This is a genomic window from Martinezella dioscoreae (assembly GCF_009176305.1).
Lineage (GTDB): Bacteria > Pseudomonadota > Alphaproteobacteria > Rhizobiales > Rhizobiaceae > Rhizobium > Rhizobium dioscoreae.
Genome location: NZ_BLAJ01000003.1, coordinates 872740 through 890131, shown reverse-complemented (window position 1 = coordinate 890131; position 17392 = coordinate 872740). Strand labels below are relative to the sequence as shown.

Sequence of the window (17392 nt, the reverse complement as noted above, 5' to 3'; positions counted from 1 at the left end):
ATAGCAAAATCGTTGTGAATATCCAGATCAAACCGTGAACAAAATTTCGAGGCCATCCGTGGCCGTTTGGATCGCTGCCGTTGAAAAAACACTGCCTCACCGCCATCTTGGCGATTCCATCGCACAACAAGATGCGTTATGGGAAACGTCATGACGATCAAGCCACTTATCATTTTGCCCGACCCGCTGCTCCGCCAGGCTTCGAAGCCTATCGAGCAGATCGATACCGAAATTCAGCGCCTCGCCGACGACATGCTGGAAACCATGTATGACGCGCCGGGCATCGGCCTTGCGGCGATCCAGATCGGCGTCCCCCGCCGCATGCTCGTCATCGATGTCGCGCGCGAGGGCGAAGAGAAGAAGCCGCTGGTGTTCATCAATCCGGAGATCGTCGCGTCTTCGGACGAACGTTCAGTTTACGAGGAAGGCTGCCTCTCGATTCCGGATTACTACGCCGAGGTGGAGCGCCCGGCACGCGTCACCGTCAAGCATCTGGACCGCGACGGCAAGGAGCAGCTCACCGAGGCCGATGGTCTGCTGGCGACCTGCGTGCAGCATGAGATCGACCACCTGAACGGCGTGCTTTTCATCGACTATATCTCGCGCTTGAAGCGCGACATGGTCATCAAGAAGTTCACCAAGGCCGCCAAGTCGAAGGCTCTATAGTCCCCGGCCATTGAAAGATCGGCCTGAGATGCCTATGATATCATTGATATCAAATGGAGGCGCGAATGGGCGATCTGTTGTTGCGCGGCATCGAGGACAGCTTGAAGAAGCAGTTGCAGGCCAATGCCAGCAGGCATGGCCGCAGCCTCTCGGATGAGGCGATCGAACTGCTGCGTCAGTCGCTCGGGCGCGAGCGGGATGGAAGCGAGTCGGCGGGGCAGCGATTGAGAGCTGTTCTCGGCGTAGAAAAGCTGAGCGAAGAAGAAATTGAGGCGATCAACACGTTTCGAAATGCGCCGGATCGCGAACCGCCCCATTTCGACTAGCCCCGTGGCGTGCGCATGATCGTTCTGGACACGAATGTCGTATCGGAGCTGCAAGGGCGGCTGCATAGTGAACGCATATTGTCCTGGCTTGATAGCGTCGCCATCGAGGCCGTTTTTCTGACAACCATCACCATCGGCGAGATCAGGTTCGGACTGGAGCTCCTGGCTGACGGGAAGCGCAAGGCGGCGTTGATTGCGGAGCTGGACGCGATAGAGGCAGAGTTTTCGGGCCGCGTTCTGGGATTTTCGAGCAATGCTGCCCATCAATACGGAGTAATCTCCGCTCAGCGCCACAAGATTGGGCGAAGGATGGAAACGAAGGACGCCATGATCGCCGCCATCTGCCTTGCGAACGGCGCGACATTGGCCACGCGCAACACAAAAGACTTCGAGGGGCTTGATCTCAAGCTCATAAACCCGTTTGAAGGCGGCTAGCGTCTGACCCCAATGGCGCGTGCCGTCACTGCCGGGTCATTCGAAACTTGATATCTTAGCCGGATGGATCGCATGTCGCTCAACATCATCTTTATGGGAACGCCCGAATTCTCCGTGCCGACATTGCGGTCCCTGATCGATGCCGGTCACAAGATTCGTGCTGTTTATACACAGCCGCCGCGTCCCGGCGGCCGGCGAGGGTTGGATCTGCAGAAATCGCCGGTGCATCAAGCGGCTGAGCTGTTGGGCCTGCCGGTCTTCACGCCCGTCAACTTCAAGGATCCGGACGAGCGCCAGCGCTTTCGCGATCTGAACGCGGATGTCGCCGTCGTCGTCGCCTATGGCCTGTTGCTGCCGGAGGCAATTCTGTCGGGCACGCGTCTCGGCTGCTACAACGGCCATGCCTCCCTACTGCCGCGCTGGCGCGGGGCAGCCCCTATCCAACGGGCGATCATGGCCGGCGACAAAAAAACCGGCATGATGGTCATGAAGATGGACAAGGGGCTGGATACCGGCCCGGTCGCGCTGACACGCGAAGTCGAGATCGGGGACGCCATGACCGCGGGTGAACTGCATGACAAGCTGATGCTCGTCGGCGCAAAAGCCATGGCCGAGGCCATGAATAAGCTGGAGCACGATGAACTGCCACTGACCGCGCAGCCGTCCGAAGGCGTTCTTTATGCTGCAAAGATCAACAAAGGCGAAACGCGCATCGATTTCGGCAGGCCGGCAGCCGATGTCCATAATCACATTCGCGGCCTGTCGCCTTTTCCCGGCGCCTGGTTCGAAGCCGAAATCGCCGGCCGCCCCGAACGCATCAAGGTGCTGGGTTCGGAATTGGCCGATGGTAATGGAGCGCCTGGCCAGGTGCTGACAGAGGATCTCGTCATTGCCTGCGCCTCCGGCGCCATCAGGCTCACGAAGTTGCAGAAGGCCGGCGGCAAGCCTTTGGCGGCGGCGGATTTCCTGCGCGGCACGCCGATCTCGCTGGGCACCGTGCTCGCCTCGGAGCAAGCCTGATGCCGCGTTACAAAATGACCGTCGAATATGACGGCATTCCCTATGTCGGCTGGCAGCGGCAGGAAAACGGTCCCTCTGTGCAGGGCGCGATCGAAGGCGCCATCCTGTCCTTGACTGGCGAAACCGTTTCGATCCGCGGCGCAGGGCGCACCGATTCAGGCGTCCATGCCATGGGGCAGGTCATGCATGCCGATCTTTCCAAGGAGTGGAAGGTCTATACGCTGCGCAATGCGCTCAATGCCCATCTGAGGATGGCCGGTGACCGCATTGCCATTCTCGATATCGTCGAGGTCGACCAAAGCTTCGATGCACGCTTCTCGGCCATCCGCCGCCACTATCTCTATCGTATCATCGCCCGCCGTGCGCCGCTTGCACTGGAAGCCGGCCGTGCATGGTGGGTGCCGAAGGATATGGATCATGAGATCATGCATGCCGCGGCGCAGACCCTTGTGGGACGGCATGATTTCACCACCTTTCGCTCCGCGCATTGCCAGGCAAACAGCCCGGTGCGCACGCTCGACCGGCTGGACGTGACGCGCAGCGGCGAACTGATCGAGATCCGCGCCACCGCGCAAAGCTTCCTGCACAATCAGATCCGCTCATTCGCCGGTACGCTGAAGCTTGCGGGCGAGGGCAAATGGACACCGGAGGATGTGCGCGCGGCACTGGAAGCCAGGGATCGCAAGGCCTGCGGCCCTGTCGCCCCGCCGGATGGGCTCTATTTCATGCAGGTGGATTATCGTGACGGTGCCGGCTCGGACGGCAGCGAAGTGCAGGATATCGATGACGGTGACGATCTATCATAATCCAGCCCGCGGCACATTGCGCAACACGCTGGCGATGATCCGCCAGTCCGGCGAAGAACCCGTCGTTATCGAATATCTGAAAACGCCGCCCAGCGGCGAACGGCTGGTGGAGCTCATTGCCGCCATGGGCCTGACGGTTCGTGATCTTCTCCGCCAAAAGGGAACGCCCTATGACGAACTCGGTCTTGGCAATCCCGATCTCACCGACGATCAGCTGCTTGACGGGATGATCGAGCACCCGATCCTGATCAACCGCCCGATCATGGTGACGGAGAAAGGCGTGCGTCTCTGCCGCCCCTCCGAACTCCTGCTCGATATCCTGCCGAACCCGGACATCGGCCCTTTGACCAAGGAAGATGGTGAGGTCGTCAACCGCTAGAACGCGACTGCCTCAGCCCGGCGGATAGACGCCGAGGAAGCGCTGCAGGAAGTCCGTCAGCAGCATGGTCGGAATGAGCAGCACCAGCGTCAGCGTGCCGATGAAGAGCGGATGCGTACCGCAGATCATTCTGAGCATGCGCGCCAGCGAAAAGATGATCGCCATCATCAGTGCCAGCCACAGCAGCGCCGCCAACCCGCTGGACCCGGGAACGAAGGCGATCAAGGCGATGAGCAGCGCATTGAGGTAGGATGTCGGCACGCCAAGCCAGTTCACGACGACAACGATCGGCGTGAACTTGTCGCCGAAGCGAAAAATCAGCAGCAACACGCCAGCAAGCACGAGCGGGATCAACCAGTTCGCAAATTCGACCAAGGCCAGGCGCAGAAAGAAAGCAAGGCCCGTCGATGTCTCCGGCGGCATGGCAGTTAAATAGGCCTTCTGCCACCACAGCCATGAAATGCCGATCGACGGCAAGCACCAGAGAATTGCCCAGAAGGAACGCATCATGCCGCGGTCCGATATGTCCAGATACTGGAAGCCGCGTGCATCCATCCGGATCAGCAGCCACAGGCCGGACAGGTAGTATTGGACTTCCTTAAAGCTCGGCATTCTCGAACCAGCGCTGGATGAAGGTCTGGTAGATCCCGGTCAGCGTTTCGAGATCCGAGAGCGCCACACGCTCGTCAATCATATGCATGGTCTGGCCGACAAGCCCGAATTCTACGACGGGGCAGTAGTCTTTGATGAAGCGGGCATCGGACGTACCGCCGGTGGTCGACAGCGCCGGCCTTTGACCGGTGATGTTTTCGATGGCAGAGGAGAGCGAGGCAATCAGCGCATTGTTTCGCGTCAGGAAGACTTGGCTCGGGCGCTCCGACCAGACGATGTCGTATTTCGCCGGCGGACGCCCGGGCCGCAGCGTCTCGTCGGCGGCGGCCGCATCCAGGCGTGCCAGGATTTCCGCCTTCAGCGTATCGGCGGTCCAGGTGTCGTTGAATCGGATGTTGAAGGCAGCAGTCGCCTTGGCGGGAATGATATTGGTGGCGGTATTGCCGACGTCGATCGTCGTCACTTCGAGGTTCGACGGCTGGAAATTGTCCGTGCCGGCATCGAAGGGTGGATCGAGCAGCGCTTCCGTCAGCTTGATGATGCTGCGCACCGGGTTGTCGGCAAGGTGCGGATAGGCGGCATGGCCCTGAACGCCTTGGACGGTGATAGTGCCGGAAATCGAGCCGCGGCGGCCGATCTTGATCATGTCGCCGAGCCGGTCAGGATTGGTCGGTTCGCCGACGAGCGAGGCATCCCATGTCTCGCCGCGCTCGGCCGCCCATTGCAGCAGCTTGACCGTGCCGTTGATCGCGGGTCCTTCTTCGTCGCCGGTGATCAAGAAGGAGATAGAGCCGGCGGGTTTGCCATGCTTCTCGATATGACGCGCAACCGCCGCCACGAAGCAGGCAATGCCGCCCTTCATGTCGACGGCGCCACGGCCGAAAAGCTCGCCATCGGCGATTTCAGCGGCAAAGGGCGGGTGGCTCCACGAAGCGGCATCGCCGACCGGCACCACATCCGTATGCCCGGCAAACATCAGATGCGGTCCGTCCGTGCCGAGCCGCGCATAGAGATTTTCGATATCGGGCGTTCCCGCCTCGCTCGCCGTCATGCGATCGATCTTGAAGCCGAGTGGCTGCAGCATATCGGCAAGCGCGGTCAGCGCGCCGCCTTCGGCCGGGGTGACGGAGGCGCAGCGGATCAGGGTCTGCAGGTTCGTAATGGGATTGGTAACGGTCATCGGAGGCAACTTATCCGGCGGGAAATGGCAAAGCGATGGCAAAGGATCGGGGACGACTCGAAAATCTTTGCCGCGATTCCAGCAATCGCACAGGCATGCTCACCCGGCAAGCATGAGGGAAGCGCGATATAGCAACCGCGCTTCCGAAATTTTGCGAGATTAGTCGCGCAGCAGCTCGTTGATGCCGGTCTTCGAGCGGGTCTTTTCATCGACGCGCTTGACGATGACGGCGCAATAGAGGCTCGGGGCCGGTTGGCCGTTTGCCATGGTGTTGCCGCTCGGCAGCGCGCCGGCGACGACGACCGAATATGGCGGAACTTCGCCATAGGTGATCTCGCCGGTGGCGCGATCGACGATCTTGGTGGACTTGCCGATGAACACGCCCATGCCAAGCACGGAGCCTTCGCGGATAATGCAGCCTTCGACGACTTCGGAGCGGGCGCCGATGAAGCAATTGTCTTCGATGATGGTCGGGCCGGCCTGCATCGGCTCCAGCACGCCGCCGATGCCGACGCCGCCGGAAAGATGCACATGTTTGCCGATCTGAGCGCAGGAGCCGACCGTCGCCCAGGTGTCGACCATGGTGCCTTCGCCGACATAAGCGCCGAGATTGACGAAGGACGGCATCAGGATGGCGTTGGGGGCGATATAGGCGGAATGACGTACGACTGCGTTCGGCACGGCGCGGAAACCCGCTTCGCGGAAGCGGTTCTCACCCCAGCCTTCGAACTTCGAGGGAACCTTGTCCCACCAGGTGGCGCCGCCGGAGCCACCTTCGACGATCTTCATGTCGTTGAGGCGGAAGGAGAGCAGAACCGCTTTCTTGAGCCACTGGTTGACGGTCCAGTTGCCATCGGCACCACGTTCGGCCACGCGAACCTTGCCGCTATCGAGGAGATTGAGCGCCGTTTCGACGGCATCGCGGACTTCGCCGCGCGTCGACGTGTTCACATTGTCGCGATTGTCGAAGGCAGCCTCGATGGACTTTTCGAGGGAGGCGAGATCGGTAGCGCTCATGGGAATTCCTTACAACGTCAGGGCCTATCGTGTTTTCCGGATAAAGCTCCGGATGCGGTCGATTGGTCCTATAGCATGCATGCCGAAAATGGAATGTCTTTTCCGCGCCGATTGAGCTTGGATTCAAGGCGTTGTAGGGGCATATGCAAGAGCTTGGCTATTTCCGTTCGCGGACGGAAACTGCCCGTCATGATCGATTTGAAAGGCATGAATAGATGAGCAAGGCGAAGAACGGCAGGCTGAGGCGCAAGGACGGGGTTTGGGACCCGTTGAAGACGAGCTCGGCGGACAAGCAGCGGGCCGAGTCGGTGCCGCGCACGCCGCAGTCGATGTCGCCATCCTACCGGCTTGCCTATGCAGATGAGGATTTCCTCTGCCGTGAGGAATTGCGGCCCATCCGCCTGCAGCTGGAATTGCTGAAGACCGAAATGTCGCTGACCGAGCGCGGCATCAAGTCGACTGTCGTGATGTTCGGCGGCGCACGTATTCCCGCCCCCGGCACCAATGCCTGGGCTGCTCGCAATGACGTGCAGCGCGCCAATCTCGAAGCCGCATCGGTCTATTACGAGGAGGCGCGCAAGTTCGCCCGACTCTGCTCGCGCTATTCCGCCGGCTTCGACTTCCATGAGTACGTCGTCGTCACCGGCGGCGGCCCTGGCGTGATGGAAGCGGGCAATCGCGGTGCGGCAGAAGAAGGCGCGCCCTCGATCGGCCTCAACATTGTGTTGCCGCACGAGCAGGCGCCGAACGCCTATGTGACGCCGGAACTCAGCTTCAACTTCCATTATTTCGCGATCCGCAAGATGCACTTCATGGTGCGAGCTAAGGCGATCGCGGTGTTCCCGGGCGGCTTCGGCACGCTCGACGAACTGTTCGAATGCCTGACGCTCATCCAGACCGGCCGCATGGAGCGCCTGCCGCTCATTCTCTTTGGTGAAAAGTTCTGGCGCAGCATCATCAATTTCGATGCGCTGGCGGAGTTCGGCACCATCGCGCCGGACGATGTGAACCTCATCAGCTTCGTCGATACCGCCGACGAGGCCTGGAAGATCGTCGCCGATTTCTACGAGCACGACAACGGCCACCACGACAACGGGCACTGATAACGAAAAGCCCGCCGTCGCTTGGGCGAGGGCGGGCCTTTGTTCATGGGTTTGTTGCCGGAGCGATCGGCTTAGAGCAGCGGGCGGCCCGGCATGTCGTCAAGGTTGACGACACCATCATGATTGCGATCCAGCCGGTCGAAGAGCTTGTTCATGGCGTCTTCGGCCTCCTTCTTGCTGATCTGGCCGCTTTGATCGGTATCGGCAAAGCGGAAGACCATAGCTTCGTGCATGAAGCGGCCATGCGGTCTGTGATGGCGATGGGCTTCGCCACCCTTGTCGTTGTCATTGTCGTTTTGAGCCTGATCGCTCTTGGACTGGTCGGCCGGAGCCTGATTGCTCTGCGCCTGATTGTCTTGGGTCTGATTACCCGGGGACTGATCGCCGCCCGAAGCCTGGCCATTTTGAGCCTGATTATCATCGGCTTTGGCATGCTCGGCTCGCCACTGCTTCATCTGCTCCTGGCGGTAGGCGCGATATTCGCCGGGGGTGATCTCACCGTCGTGGTTGACGTCGATCTGGTCGAAGATCTTGTCGACGCCAGCCTTGACCTCATCCTTGGTGAGCTTCGTGTCACCGGGATTGCCGAATTCCTTCAGCATGCGCACGTAAAGGACTTCTGGCGAAATATGCGGTCTGTGCCAGCGGCCGTGATGATGATGCCTGCCCCCACCATCGCCGTCACGCGAAGCAGCGAGCGCCACCTGTGCGGCACCGCCGAGAAGCAGGGTTACGGAAAGTCCGGCCAGAAGAAGTTTTTTCCCGTTCATCGTTTTTCCTTTCGTGTCGAGGAATGGTCAAACGATACGGCTGGCGGTCGAAAACGACCAATTAAACCTCTGTAAGGCGCATGAAACTTTGGTAACCACGTCCTAATGAACAGTTAAACCAGCGCTTTCAGAAAGGTAGTGAGGTCGTCGGTCACGTAGTCGATGTGGTCGTCTTCGCCGGTGGTCCGTTCCCACCATTCGACGACCGTCGTCTCGAGATTTTGCGGTACAAGAAGTACCGTCTTCATGCCGAGCGCTTTGGGTACCGTGAGATTGCGCGGCAGGTCCTCGAACATGGCCGCTCTGTTCGTATCGACACGATGAAGGCTCATGAATTTGTCGTAAGTGCTGCCGGCAGGCTTCGGCACATAGTCAGCCGCGACGATATCGAAAATATCGTCGAAGCCATCGAGGATGCCGAGTGCACCGGCCGTCGCCTGGGCGTGTTTGACGCTGCCATTGGTGAAGATGAACTTGCGTCCCGGCAGTGCCTTGATGGCGGCGGCGAGCTCCGGCTGCGGCGTCAGCGCCGAATAGTCGATCGCGTGCGCTTTCTCCAGGAAGTCGTTGGGGTCGATGCCGTGATGGATCATCAAACCCTGCAGTGTCGTGCCGTGATCGAGATAATATTGCTTCTGCAGCTTGCGGGCCTCTTCGCGCTCCATGTTCAGAAGGGTGGAGACGTAAGCCGTCATGTTCTTATCGATCTGCGCGAAGAGATCGACATGATGCGGATAGAGCGTGTTGTCGAGATCGAATACCCAATCACGGATGTGGGAGAAATCGGCTGGCTCGGATAGTGTTTTTGTCTGGCTCATGCCTGTCTTATGGCACGCCCGCTCCGGACGAGGGAAGGGAAATATTCATGCTGCCGCATCTCAACCATTTTGGGGAGATTGCCGTGCGATCTAATGCCGGCTATGATTTTACCATTGATTTCCGGGGTTTTACTCTATTTGCCATGTGAGGGAGAGCTTACGCTCTTTTGGGTCGCGGAGGAGAAATCACCCGGCCGGACTTTTCGGAGGGGATGCGATGAGTCAGGTGGAAAAGGCGCAAGAATTCGCGCGGCTGCACAAGAAAGGTGAGCCGCTGATCCTTTTCAATATTTGGGATGCGGGTTCTGCCAAGGCGGTCACGGAGGCGGGCGCCAAGGCGCTGGCAACGGGGAGTTGGTCGGTCGCCGCTGCCAATGGTTTCGGAGACGGCCAAGCAATCCCGCTATCGCTGCTGGCGGTGACCGCCAGGCTGATTTCGGTGACGAGCCCGTTGCCCCTGTCGGTCGATTTCGAGGGCGGTTATGCCGTCGAGCCTGAGGAAGTCGCCGCCAATGTCGAAAAGATCATGGATCACGGCGCCATCGGCATCAATTTCGAAGATCAGGTGATCGGCGGCCAGGGCGTTCATCCTATCGAAACGCAGGCAGCACGCATCCGCGCCATTCGCGAGATGGCCGATCGCCGGGAAATGCCCTTGTTCATCAACGCTCGTACCGATCTTTTCCTGCAGGAAAGCGATACGGCGCATCATCAGCTGCTGCTGGACGATGCCTTTCAGCGCGCCGATGCTTTTGCCGAGGCCGGTGCCAGCGGTTTCTTCGCGCCGGGCCTGGTCGAACCGGATCTGATCGGCGCCCTCTGCGAACGCTCGCCTTTGCCTGTTAACATCATGGTGCGGCCGACCACGCCGGACAATGAGACCATGGCAAGGCTGGGTGTCAGCCGCATCAGCTATGGGCCGGCTCCCTATCGTTCGGTCATGGGAATGCTGAAAAGCGAGGCCGAAGCGATCTATCGGCCGTCCTGACGAGCCCCTCGGTGCCTCGCAATCTCGTTTGCGGAGCGCCTGAATTTTCTCAATGAGTGTGCCCTATCAGGGAACGATCAACGTGCCCGCACCGCGCTCGGTGAAGATCTCGAGCAGCACGGAATGGGCCGTCTTGCCGTTGAGGATAACGACGCCCTGAACACCGGCCTTGATGGCGTCGATGCAGGTTTCGACCTTCGGAATCATGCCGCCGGAAATAGTGCCGTCGGCAATCAGCGCATGGGCCTGGGCTACGGACAATTCCTTGATGAGCTGGCCCTGCTTGTCGAGGACGCCGGGAACATCCGTGAGGAAAAGCAGGCGCGTGGCACTGAGCGCACCTGCGATCGCGCCGGCAAAGGTATCGGCGTTGATGTTATAGGTCGCGCCGTCGCGGCCGGGGGCGACCGGGGCAATGACCGGAATCATCTCGGACTTGGCAAGCAGATCGAGCAGCGTGCGATCGACTTCGACCACTTCGCCGACGAAACCGAGATCGAGTACGCGTTCAATGTTGGAATCGGGGTCCTTGATGGTCTTGCGCGCCTTTTCGGCGAAGACCATGTTGCCGTCCTTGCCGCAAAGGCCGATCGCCCATTCACCGGTTTGGTTGATCAGCGCGACGATTTCCTTGTTGATCGAGCCGGCGAGCACCATTTCGACGATCTCGACCGTCTTCTGGTCGGTGACCCGCAAGCCGCCTTCGAACTTCGATTCGATGCCCATCTTCGTCAGCATGGCGCCGATCTGCGGGCCGCCGCCATGGACGACGATCGGATTGACGCCGGACTGCTTCAGGAGCGCGATATCGGCCGCAAAGGCCTTGCCAAGTTCGACATTGCCCATGGCATGACCACCATATTTCACGACGATGGTCTTGTTTTCGTAACGCTGCATATAGGGCAGCGCCTGTGCGAGCAGGTTGGCTTGGAGTTCGCTTTGGGCTTCGGACATGGTGCACCCTTCGAAATTGATCGCGGCCTTTTATCTCAAGTTTTTGACAGAGGGAATAATGATCTCGGGATTAAAGCATGTCGCGCAAAGGTGTTCAGCGGTTTTGCGACAACGATATGCGAAAAACCAAAGACCTAAAGCGCGAAAAGTGCATCTGAAAGATCGCGCTGCACTTTCGTTGACGCTATGTCACATTAGCGTCGCCGAAATTGATGGTGCGGATGCGTTTGCCGAGGCGGAGTTTTCTTCTAAAGATGGTGCAGGCGTTGTACCCCGGGGATTTGGATGGCGAGCGAGGAGACGGAAGCGCTGATCGGCCGCATTGCCATGCGCGACCAGAAAGCCTTTGCCGTACTCTACAAGCGTACCAGCCCGAAACTTCTCGGTGTTTGCCTGCGCATCGTTGGCAACAAGGCGGATGCTGAAGAGGTTTTGCAGGAGGTCTATATCAAGGTCTGGCAGCGGGCCGAGCAATTTGCTGTTGCGGAAGGGCCGGCAATGGCCTGGCTGATGACGATCGCGCGCAATCGCGCCATCGATTTCGTCCGTGCCCGCAAGCCCGTAGCTGACGAAATAGACAGCGCTTACGATCTCGCCGACCTGGAACCCGGCCCCGAAGAGCAAGCAATCGTGAAGGGAGAGGGAAGGCGGATTGACAGGTGCATGGAAGAGTTGGAAGCTGATCGTGCGCGGGCTGTTCGCAGCGCCTATGTCGAGGGCTTGAGCTACCAGGAGCTCGCCGACCAACACGCTGTGCCATTGAATACTATGCGCACCTGGCTGCGCCGAAGCCTAATCAGACTGAGAGAGTGCATGGACCGATGAGTACGCCCGATCAAAGCAAGGGAGGCCGCTCCCGCGATGAAGTCCTGGCCGGAGAATATGTGCTTGGCGTGCTTTCCCTGGAAGACCGGCAGAAGGTCGAGCGCCGCATGCGCAGCGACCGGCAGTTCGCCGCAATCGTCAGCCGCTGGGAGCAGAATCTCTCGGAATTCAACGAGGAATATGAGGCGGTGACGCCTGCGGCCGCCGTATTTCCGAAGATCGAAAAGCGGATTTTCGGCGAAGCGGCGTTCGGCGCCCATCTCTGGAATTCGCTGATGCTGTGGCGCTCGGTCGCCTTGGGCTCGCTGTTCTTGGCGGCCGGCGTACTCGTCTTCGCCATCACGAATGAAGGCGGCTTGCGCACGAGCCCGGGCAAGCAGCTCACCGCATCCCTTTCCGGCCAGAACAGTCCCTTCAATCTCCTCGCCAATTACGACGTCGCCAATGGGCGCCTGAAAATTACGCCGGTCGCCGCCGGCAAACCCGAGGAGAAATCGCTGGAGCTCTGGCTGATTCGCGGCAGCGATCCCGCCGAGGCGCTGGGCATACTGCCACCGACCGGCGATGGGGAAATCGTCTTGTCGCCGGAACTTCACGCCAAATTGACTGAAGGCGCCATCATCGCCGTCAGTGTCGAGCCCTTTGGCGGCTCGCCGACCGGCAAACCAACGGGCGATGTGGTTGCTTCCGGCACGATCCATTTGCCCTGAGGAATTTCGCCTCCCGAAAAACGATCGCGGCTGAAACTCCCTGACAGCATGCTCCGTATCTTCTTTCGACCCGGCCTGATCGGGGCAACAGAGAGGAAGAGGTACGTTATGATCAAGACTGTGTTTCGCATTGCCGCCGCTGCCGCAATCCTGTCGGCCGCAAGCAGCCTAGCCTATGCCAAGGACCCGATGGTGGGCGGTGCTGCGATGTATGCCAGCAAGAACATCATCCAGAATGCCGTCAATTCCAAGGATCACACGACCCTGGTCGCAGCCGTCAAGGCGGCCGGCCTCGTCGATACCCTCGAAGGCAAAGGCCCATTCACCGTCTTTGCTCCGACCAATGAAGCCTTCAAGCAGCTGCCAGCAGGCACGGTCGAAACCCTGCTGAAGCCCGAGAACAAGGAGAAGCTGGTCAAGGTGCTGACCTGCCACGTCGTCGCCGGTGATGACATGGCCGCCGCCATCAAGAAATGGGCAATGAGCAAGGGCGGCGAATACGATCTGAAGACGGTCGGCGGCTGCACGATCAAGGCCGTGGACAAGGGCGGCAAGCTGACGTTGACCGACGAAGCCGGCAGCATTGCCCATATCAGCATCGCCGACGTCAAGCAGTCGAACGGTGTGATTCATGTCGTCGACAAGGTGTTGTTGCCGAAGATGTAATCCTTAGCGGCAACACGGCCGCCGTCGCCTTATGCGGGGTTGGGGGCGGCGGCCTCACTTGACCGGTCGGTCTTCAGACCTGGATGCCGACCGTCAGGCCAATGGCCTCGCGCAATTCCTGAAGGCCAGCGCCTTTTTCCGATGAGGTGGCGAGGATGCCGGGATAAGCGGCGGGGCGCTTGCGGATTTTTTCAGCGGTATCGGCTAGCAGCTTCGGTATGCCTGCTTCCTTGATCTTGTCGGTCTTGGTCAGCACGATCTGATAGGAAACGGCAGCTTTGTCGAGAAGGTCCAGGACCTCCGCATCGTTCTTCTTGATACCGTGGCGGCTGTCGATCAGCACATAGACGCGCTTCAGCGTCGTGCGCCCGCGCAGATAGTCGAAGACTAGCTTCGTCCAGGCGTCGACCTGATCCTTCGGCGCTTCGGCATAGCCGTAGCCCGGCATATCGACCAGAGCCATCGGCGGCAGATCGCCGCCCTCGCCGGAAAAGCCGTCGGGAACGAAATAGTTGAGCTCCTGCGTGCGCCCCGGCGTATTCGAGGTACGCGCCAGGCCCTTATGCCCGACCAGGGCATTGATCAGCGACGACTTGCCGACATTGGAGCGGCCGGCAAAAGCAATTTCCGGCGGCCCTTCCGGCGGCAGAAATTTCATCGACGGCACGCCACGGATGAAAATCCACGGACGCCCGAAAAGCGGCTTGTCGTCTTTTGTCGTCTGATCTGCCATTTACTCAGTCTTTTGCTTGAATGAGTGGATTGGCTTCGAGGTTTTATCCGCGAAAGTCAAGTTTGGATCGGCATTTGGCTTCGTGCCGCCGAGCTTCGATGCCGCCTCAAAGAGTCGGTAATGGCTAACCGCAACACGTGACGGCATTTGCTGGGCCACAGCAAGCCGCCGCTTGAGCTTGCGCGACCAGCCACCGGTCACGCGGCTTGCAGCTAGCTGCGCGGGGAATGAGGTTGACATGCACCGCGCCGTTGCCGATAGCGGGAGTCGATGCGCAGTAGAGCTGCATCGGCTGCACCCCGTCGCTTACCTCAAAGGTCAGCCTTGCGGAACCGTCGAGCTGCACGTGCTCGGAAACTTTGCGGATGATAGCGGCGAATTTGCCCGCTGGCATATGCGTGCGGTTGCCTTCGTCGATATCCCAAAGCTGCACGAAAATCTCCGCCCATGTTTCCGGATTGGCCCCGCAGTCCAGTGCCGAAAACTGCCCGGCTTTGACTTCTGTGACATGATAGCCTGGCCTCACCGGCCGTCCGTTATAGCGGAATACAAGGGGCAGATCGCGGGAAGCGGCCAAGGTCTCAAGCAGAAGGCCGATGCTGATATCCGAAGCTGGGGTCTTGTCGATCGCACTCATTTGAGGTACTCCATATTTCAACGTTTCAAGGATTATTGAAATATGGATGAAGGTCAAGCCCTCGCTTCGTTCGGCGCTCTCTCTCAGGAGACCCGCCTGCAGATCGTCCGCATGCTCGTCGTTGCCGGTCCTAACGGCATGGCTGCGGGCGCGATTGCGGAGAAGCTCGGCGTATCGCCCTCGAATGTCTCGTTCCATCTGAAGGAACTGGATCGGGCCGGCCTCATTGGCCAGCAACGGGAATCCCGCTCTATCGTCTACACCGCCAACTACCATGTGCTCGGAGGTCTCGTCCGCTTCCTGATGGAAGACTGCTGCGCGGGGCACCCGGAGGTCTGCGCGCCGGCGACGCAAGTCGCTGCCTGCTGCGTACCAGCTGCGAGAAACGTTCCATGAATATGCTGATCTCGGGCCTGAAACCATGACATTTTTTCCGCTTTCGCGCCGTCTTGTCTCGGAGGCCTTGGGCACGGGTCTTCTGGTCACGACGGTGGTCGGTTCGGGCATCATGGCGGACAGGCTGACGACCGATACGGCGCTTGCGCTGCTCGCGAATACGCTGCCTACGGGTGCGATCCTCGTCGTGCTGATCACCGTCCTGGGGCCGATATCCGGCGCTCACTTCAACCCGGTCGTATCGCTGGTCTTTGCGATACGGCGCGAGCTCACCGCGATGTCGGCTTTGGGCTATGTGGTCGCCCAGATCCTTGGCGGGATTTTCGGAACGATCCTTGCGCATGCCATGTTCGAACTGCCGTTGCTGCAGGCCTCGACCACCATTCGCAGCGGCGGCGCGCAATGGCTGGCCGAGGTGACGGCCACCTTCGGCCTTGTCTTCGTCATCCTCGCCGGCCTGCGGTTTCGCGCCGACGCCGTGGCGTGGCTGGTCGGCCTCTACATCACGGCTGCCTATTGGTTCACCGCTTCCACCTCTTTCGCCAATCCGGCTGTCGCAATCGCCCGCTCGCTGACGAACACCTTCGCCGGCATCCGTCCTGTCGATCTGCCGGGTTTCATCGTCGCGGAAATCCTCGGCGCATTGCTGGCGGTGTTGCTCGCGAGCTGGCTGCTGATGGAAGCCCGCAATCCTCAAACTCTCGCTGAAACGGAACTTGCCCCATGACCATGGATGTCACGATCTACCACAATCCAGACTGCGGCACCTCGCGCAACACGCTGGCGATGATCCGTAATGCCGGCATCGAGCCCACCGTCATCGAATATCTGAGCAATCCCCCAAGTCGCGATGATCTCATCAAGATGATAGCCGATGCGGGTTTGACTGTCCGGCAGGCGATCCGCCAAAATGGCACGCCCTATGCCGAACTCGGCCTCGACAATCCGGACCTGACCGATGCCCAGTTGCTCGATGCCATGTTGAAGGATCCGATCCTGATTAACCGCCCGTTCGTCGTCACGCCCATGGGCACGCGTCTGGCTCGGCCTTCGGAAGTCGTCCTGGATATCCTGCCCGATACGCATAAAGGCCCGTTCGCCAAGGAAGATGGCGAGCAGGTTCTCGATGCTGACGGCAAGCGCCTTGTCTGAACGGGTGCCTCTTCTTGCCGTGCTCGCGCTCGGCATCACGCAGATCATCGGGTACGGCACTCTCTACTACAGCTTCAGCATCCTCGCGCCCGATATGGTCGCGCAGTATGCATGGTCGAGCGAATGGGTTTTCGGCGCGCTGTCGGCTGCGCTTCTGATCGGCGGCCTTACCGCACCATGGCGCGGCGTGCTGTTCGACAGGCTCGGCGCCGCCCGGGTGATGACGATCGGCTCCCTCATGGCGGCTGTCGCCCTGGCCGCCTGTGCCTTTGCACCCAACAAGGCAGCCTATGTCGCTGCACTTGTTGCGATCGAAGCTTCCGCCAACCTGGTCCAGTATGGCGCGGCCTTTGCGCTGCTCGTGCAAATCCGACCGCAGGTCGCCTCCCGCAGTATTACCTATCTGACGCTGATCGGCGGATTCGCCTCGACAATCTTCTGGCCGATGACCACGGCACTTCATGCGCATCTCACATGGCAGAACGTCTATTTGGCTTTCGCCGTGCTCAACCTCTGTATCTGCCTGCCAATCCACGCCTGGTTGTCGCATCAGGGAGTCTCGCGCGGGGTGAAGGCATCGACCGTAGCTCGGCGCGTAGAGGGTGTGTTGCCACCTGCTCGCCGTCGCCTTGGCTTTGCAATCATGGTTACGGGTTTTTCGCTGATGTCGCTGGTCAGTTCGGCTGTTCTGGTGCATCTGGTGCCGCTGCTGTCCGGCCTTGGTCTTAGTGCGACCGCGGTTCTCGTAGGGACGCTCTTCGGCCCATCGCAGGTCGGCAGCCGCCTCACCAATATGGTGTTCGGCAAGAACCTGCCAGCACTCCATCTGGCCGTGATTGCTTCGACGCTGATTCCGGGCGGGCTGCTGGTGCTTCTGCTTTCGGCTCCCTCCGTGCCCGGTGCCATGGCCTTCGCGATAATCTTCGGCATGGGCAACGGCCTCCTCAGCATCGTCACTGGCACGCTGCCTCTGCATCTTTTCGGCAGTGATGACTACGGGAAGCTTCAGGGGAAGATGATGGCGGCGCGGCTGATCCTTTCAGCTCTTGCCCCGTTCGCTCTGGCCTTCGCGATGGAGAATATCGGCATTACGCCGTCACTCGCCGTCACGGCCGCTCTCGGCGGGCTTTCCATCGTTGCGCTATCTTCCATCGCAGCATTGCGATGACCATTATGGGCGGCGTATCGGTGCTGGAGGT

The 17392-nt window shown here is 60.0% G+C and carries 23 protein-coding genes; 15 read left to right on the top strand and 8 right to left on the bottom strand.

Going from position 1 to position 17392, the window contains the following annotated elements:
- The first annotated feature begins 150 nt into the window (after positions 1 to 150).
- From def to arsC (GDN47_RS16185), 6 genes are all read left to right on the top strand, one after another.
- On the top strand, positions 151 to 666 hold the full coding sequence (gene def / locus GDN47_RS16210) for a peptide deformylase (protein ID WP_095433821.1): 516 nt from the start codon (positions 151 to 153) through the stop codon (positions 664 to 666).
- Positions 667 to 731: 65 nt separating this feature from the next.
- The gene (locus GDN47_RS16205; RefSeq protein WP_113330005.1) at positions 732 to 992 is read left to right on the top strand and encodes a FitA-like ribbon-helix-helix domain-containing protein; all 261 of its coding nucleotides are present in this window, start codon (positions 732 to 734) and stop codon (positions 990 to 992) included.
- A 15-nt stretch (positions 993 to 1007) separates the two neighbouring features.
- Positions 1008 to 1427: a type II toxin-antitoxin system VapC family toxin gene (locus GDN47_RS16200; RefSeq protein ID WP_113330006.1), complete on the top strand. Its 420-nt coding sequence runs from the start codon at positions 1008 to 1010 to the stop codon at positions 1425 to 1427.
- Between the two features lie 72 nt (positions 1428 to 1499).
- Positions 1500 to 2447, top strand: coding sequence for a methionyl-tRNA formyltransferase (gene fmt, locus GDN47_RS16195; RefSeq protein ID WP_152093763.1), 948 nt, complete (start codon positions 1500 to 1502; stop codon positions 2445 to 2447).
- On the top strand, positions 2447 to 3253 hold the full coding sequence (gene truA / locus GDN47_RS16190) for a tRNA pseudouridine(38-40) synthase TruA (RefSeq protein ID WP_152093762.1): 807 nt from the start codon (positions 2447 to 2449) through the stop codon (positions 3251 to 3253). The genes fmt and truA overlap by 1 nt, the downstream gene beginning before the upstream one ends.
- Positions 3231 to 3632, top strand: coding sequence for an arsenate reductase (glutaredoxin) (gene arsC, locus GDN47_RS16185; protein WP_152093761.1), 402 nt, complete (start codon positions 3231 to 3233; stop codon positions 3630 to 3632). The genes truA and arsC (GDN47_RS16185) overlap by 23 nt, the downstream gene beginning before the upstream one ends.
- A gap of 12 nt (positions 3633 to 3644) precedes the next feature.
- Here the strand turns inward: arsC (GDN47_RS16185) and GDN47_RS16180 are convergent, their stop codons facing one another.
- The 3 genes from GDN47_RS16180 to dapD all read right to left on the bottom strand — a co-directional run bounded on the left by GDN47_RS16180 (position 3645) and on the right by dapD (position 6441).
- Positions 3645 to 4244, bottom strand: a complete 600-nt coding sequence (locus GDN47_RS16180; RefSeq protein WP_069611175.1) for a hypothetical protein — start codon at positions 4242 to 4244, stop codon at positions 3645 to 3647.
- Positions 4231 to 5424, bottom strand: coding sequence for a succinyl-diaminopimelate desuccinylase (dapE, locus tag GDN47_RS16175; protein WP_152093760.1), 1194 nt, complete (start codon positions 5422 to 5424; stop codon positions 4231 to 4233). Before dapE ends, GDN47_RS16180 begins: the two co-directional genes overlap by 14 nt.
- A 159-nt stretch (positions 5425 to 5583) precedes the next feature.
- Complete coding sequence (gene dapD / locus GDN47_RS16170) at positions 5584 to 6441, bottom strand: 2,3,4,5-tetrahydropyridine-2,6-dicarboxylate N-succinyltransferase (RefSeq protein ID WP_069611177.1); 858 nt, start codon at positions 6439 to 6441, stop codon at positions 5584 to 5586.
- A gap of 215 nt (positions 6442 to 6656) precedes the next feature.
- Between dapD and GDN47_RS16165 the strand changes: the two genes are divergently transcribed.
- Positions 6657 to 7544, top strand: a complete 888-nt coding sequence (locus GDN47_RS16165) for an LOG family protein (protein ID WP_152093759.1) — start codon at positions 6657 to 6659, stop codon at positions 7542 to 7544.
- A gap of 71 nt (positions 7545 to 7615) precedes the next feature.
- Here the strand turns inward: GDN47_RS16165 and GDN47_RS16160 are convergent, their stop codons facing one another.
- Together GDN47_RS16160 and GDN47_RS16155 are read right to left on the bottom strand one after the other, a co-directional pair.
- Entirely contained in the window at positions 7616 to 8314 is a 699-nt protein-coding gene (locus GDN47_RS16160) for an EF-hand domain-containing protein (protein ID WP_113330013.1), read from the bottom strand.
- Between the two features lie 113 nt (positions 8315 to 8427).
- A complete protein-coding gene (locus tag GDN47_RS16155) occupies positions 8428 to 9132 on the bottom strand; it encodes a pyrimidine 5'-nucleotidase (RefSeq protein ID WP_152093758.1) in 705 nt (234 codons plus the stop codon).
- A 217-nt stretch (positions 9133 to 9349) separates the two neighbouring features.
- On the opposite strand from GDN47_RS16155, the gene GDN47_RS16150 reads away from it, so the two are divergent.
- Positions 9350 to 10120, top strand: coding sequence for an isocitrate lyase/PEP mutase family protein (locus GDN47_RS16150; protein ID WP_095433830.1), 771 nt, complete (start codon positions 9350 to 9352; stop codon positions 10118 to 10120).
- 66 nt (positions 10121 to 10186) lie between these two features.
- On the opposite strand, the gene argB is transcribed toward GDN47_RS16150, so the two are convergent.
- The gene (argB, locus tag GDN47_RS16145) at positions 10187 to 11074 is read right to left on the bottom strand and encodes an acetylglutamate kinase (protein ID WP_015338657.1); all 888 of its coding nucleotides are present in this window, start codon (positions 11072 to 11074) and stop codon (positions 10187 to 10189) included.
- Between the two features lie 285 nt (positions 11075 to 11359).
- Between argB and GDN47_RS16140 the strand changes: the two genes are divergently transcribed.
- The 3 genes from GDN47_RS16140 to GDN47_RS16130 all read left to right on the top strand — a co-directional run bounded on the left by GDN47_RS16140 (position 11360) and on the right by GDN47_RS16130 (position 13275).
- Entirely contained in the window at positions 11360 to 11899 is a 540-nt protein-coding gene (locus GDN47_RS16140; RefSeq protein ID WP_145322308.1) for a sigma-70 family RNA polymerase sigma factor, read from the top strand.
- On the top strand, positions 11896 to 12609 hold the full coding sequence (locus GDN47_RS16135; RefSeq protein WP_152093757.1) for an anti-sigma factor: 714 nt from the start codon (positions 11896 to 11898) through the stop codon (positions 12607 to 12609). The genes GDN47_RS16140 and GDN47_RS16135 overlap by 4 nt, the downstream gene beginning before the upstream one ends.
- 108 nt (positions 12610 to 12717) lie before the next feature.
- Positions 12718 to 13275 (top strand): fasciclin domain-containing protein, encoded by a 558-nt coding sequence (locus tag GDN47_RS16130; protein ID WP_113330017.1) that lies wholly within the window; start codon positions 12718 to 12720, stop codon positions 13273 to 13275.
- A gap of 73 nt (positions 13276 to 13348) precedes the next feature.
- Here the strand turns inward: GDN47_RS16130 and yihA are convergent, their stop codons facing one another.
- Positions 13349 to 14008: a ribosome biogenesis GTP-binding protein YihA/YsxC gene (yihA, locus tag GDN47_RS16125; protein ID WP_113231905.1), complete on the bottom strand. Its 660-nt coding sequence runs from the start codon at positions 14006 to 14008 to the stop codon at positions 13349 to 13351.
- 124 nt (positions 14009 to 14132) lie between these two features.
- The gene (locus tag GDN47_RS16120) at positions 14133 to 14645 is read right to left on the bottom strand and encodes a DUF6428 family protein (protein ID WP_152093756.1); all 513 of its coding nucleotides are present in this window, start codon (positions 14643 to 14645) and stop codon (positions 14133 to 14135) included.
- 42 nt (positions 14646 to 14687) lie between these two features.
- On the opposite strand from GDN47_RS16120, the gene GDN47_RS16115 reads away from it, so the two are divergent.
- From GDN47_RS16115 to arsK, 4 genes are read left to right on the top strand one after another with little or no spacing between them, the layout of a single operon-like run.
- On the top strand, positions 14688 to 15041 hold the full coding sequence (locus GDN47_RS16115) for an ArsR/SmtB family transcription factor (protein WP_152093755.1): 354 nt from the start codon (positions 14688 to 14690) through the stop codon (positions 15039 to 15041).
- Between the two features lie 25 nt (positions 15042 to 15066).
- Positions 15067 to 15768 carry an aquaporin gene (locus GDN47_RS16110; protein ID WP_152093754.1) on the top strand — a complete coding sequence of 234 codons (702 nt, stop codon included), beginning with the start codon at positions 15067 to 15069 and terminating at the stop codon, positions 15766 to 15768.
- Positions 15765 to 16193 (top strand): arsenate reductase (glutaredoxin), encoded by a 429-nt coding sequence (arsC, locus tag GDN47_RS16105; RefSeq protein WP_113330021.1) that lies wholly within the window; start codon positions 15765 to 15767, stop codon positions 16191 to 16193. Before GDN47_RS16110 ends, arsC (GDN47_RS16105) begins: the two co-directional genes overlap by 4 nt.
- Positions 16168 to 17361: an arsenite efflux MFS transporter ArsK gene (arsK, locus tag GDN47_RS16100; protein WP_152093753.1), complete on the top strand. Its 1194-nt coding sequence runs from the start codon at positions 16168 to 16170 to the stop codon at positions 17359 to 17361. Before arsC (GDN47_RS16105) ends, arsK begins: the two co-directional genes overlap by 26 nt.
- Positions 17362 to 17392 lie beyond the last annotated feature (31 nt).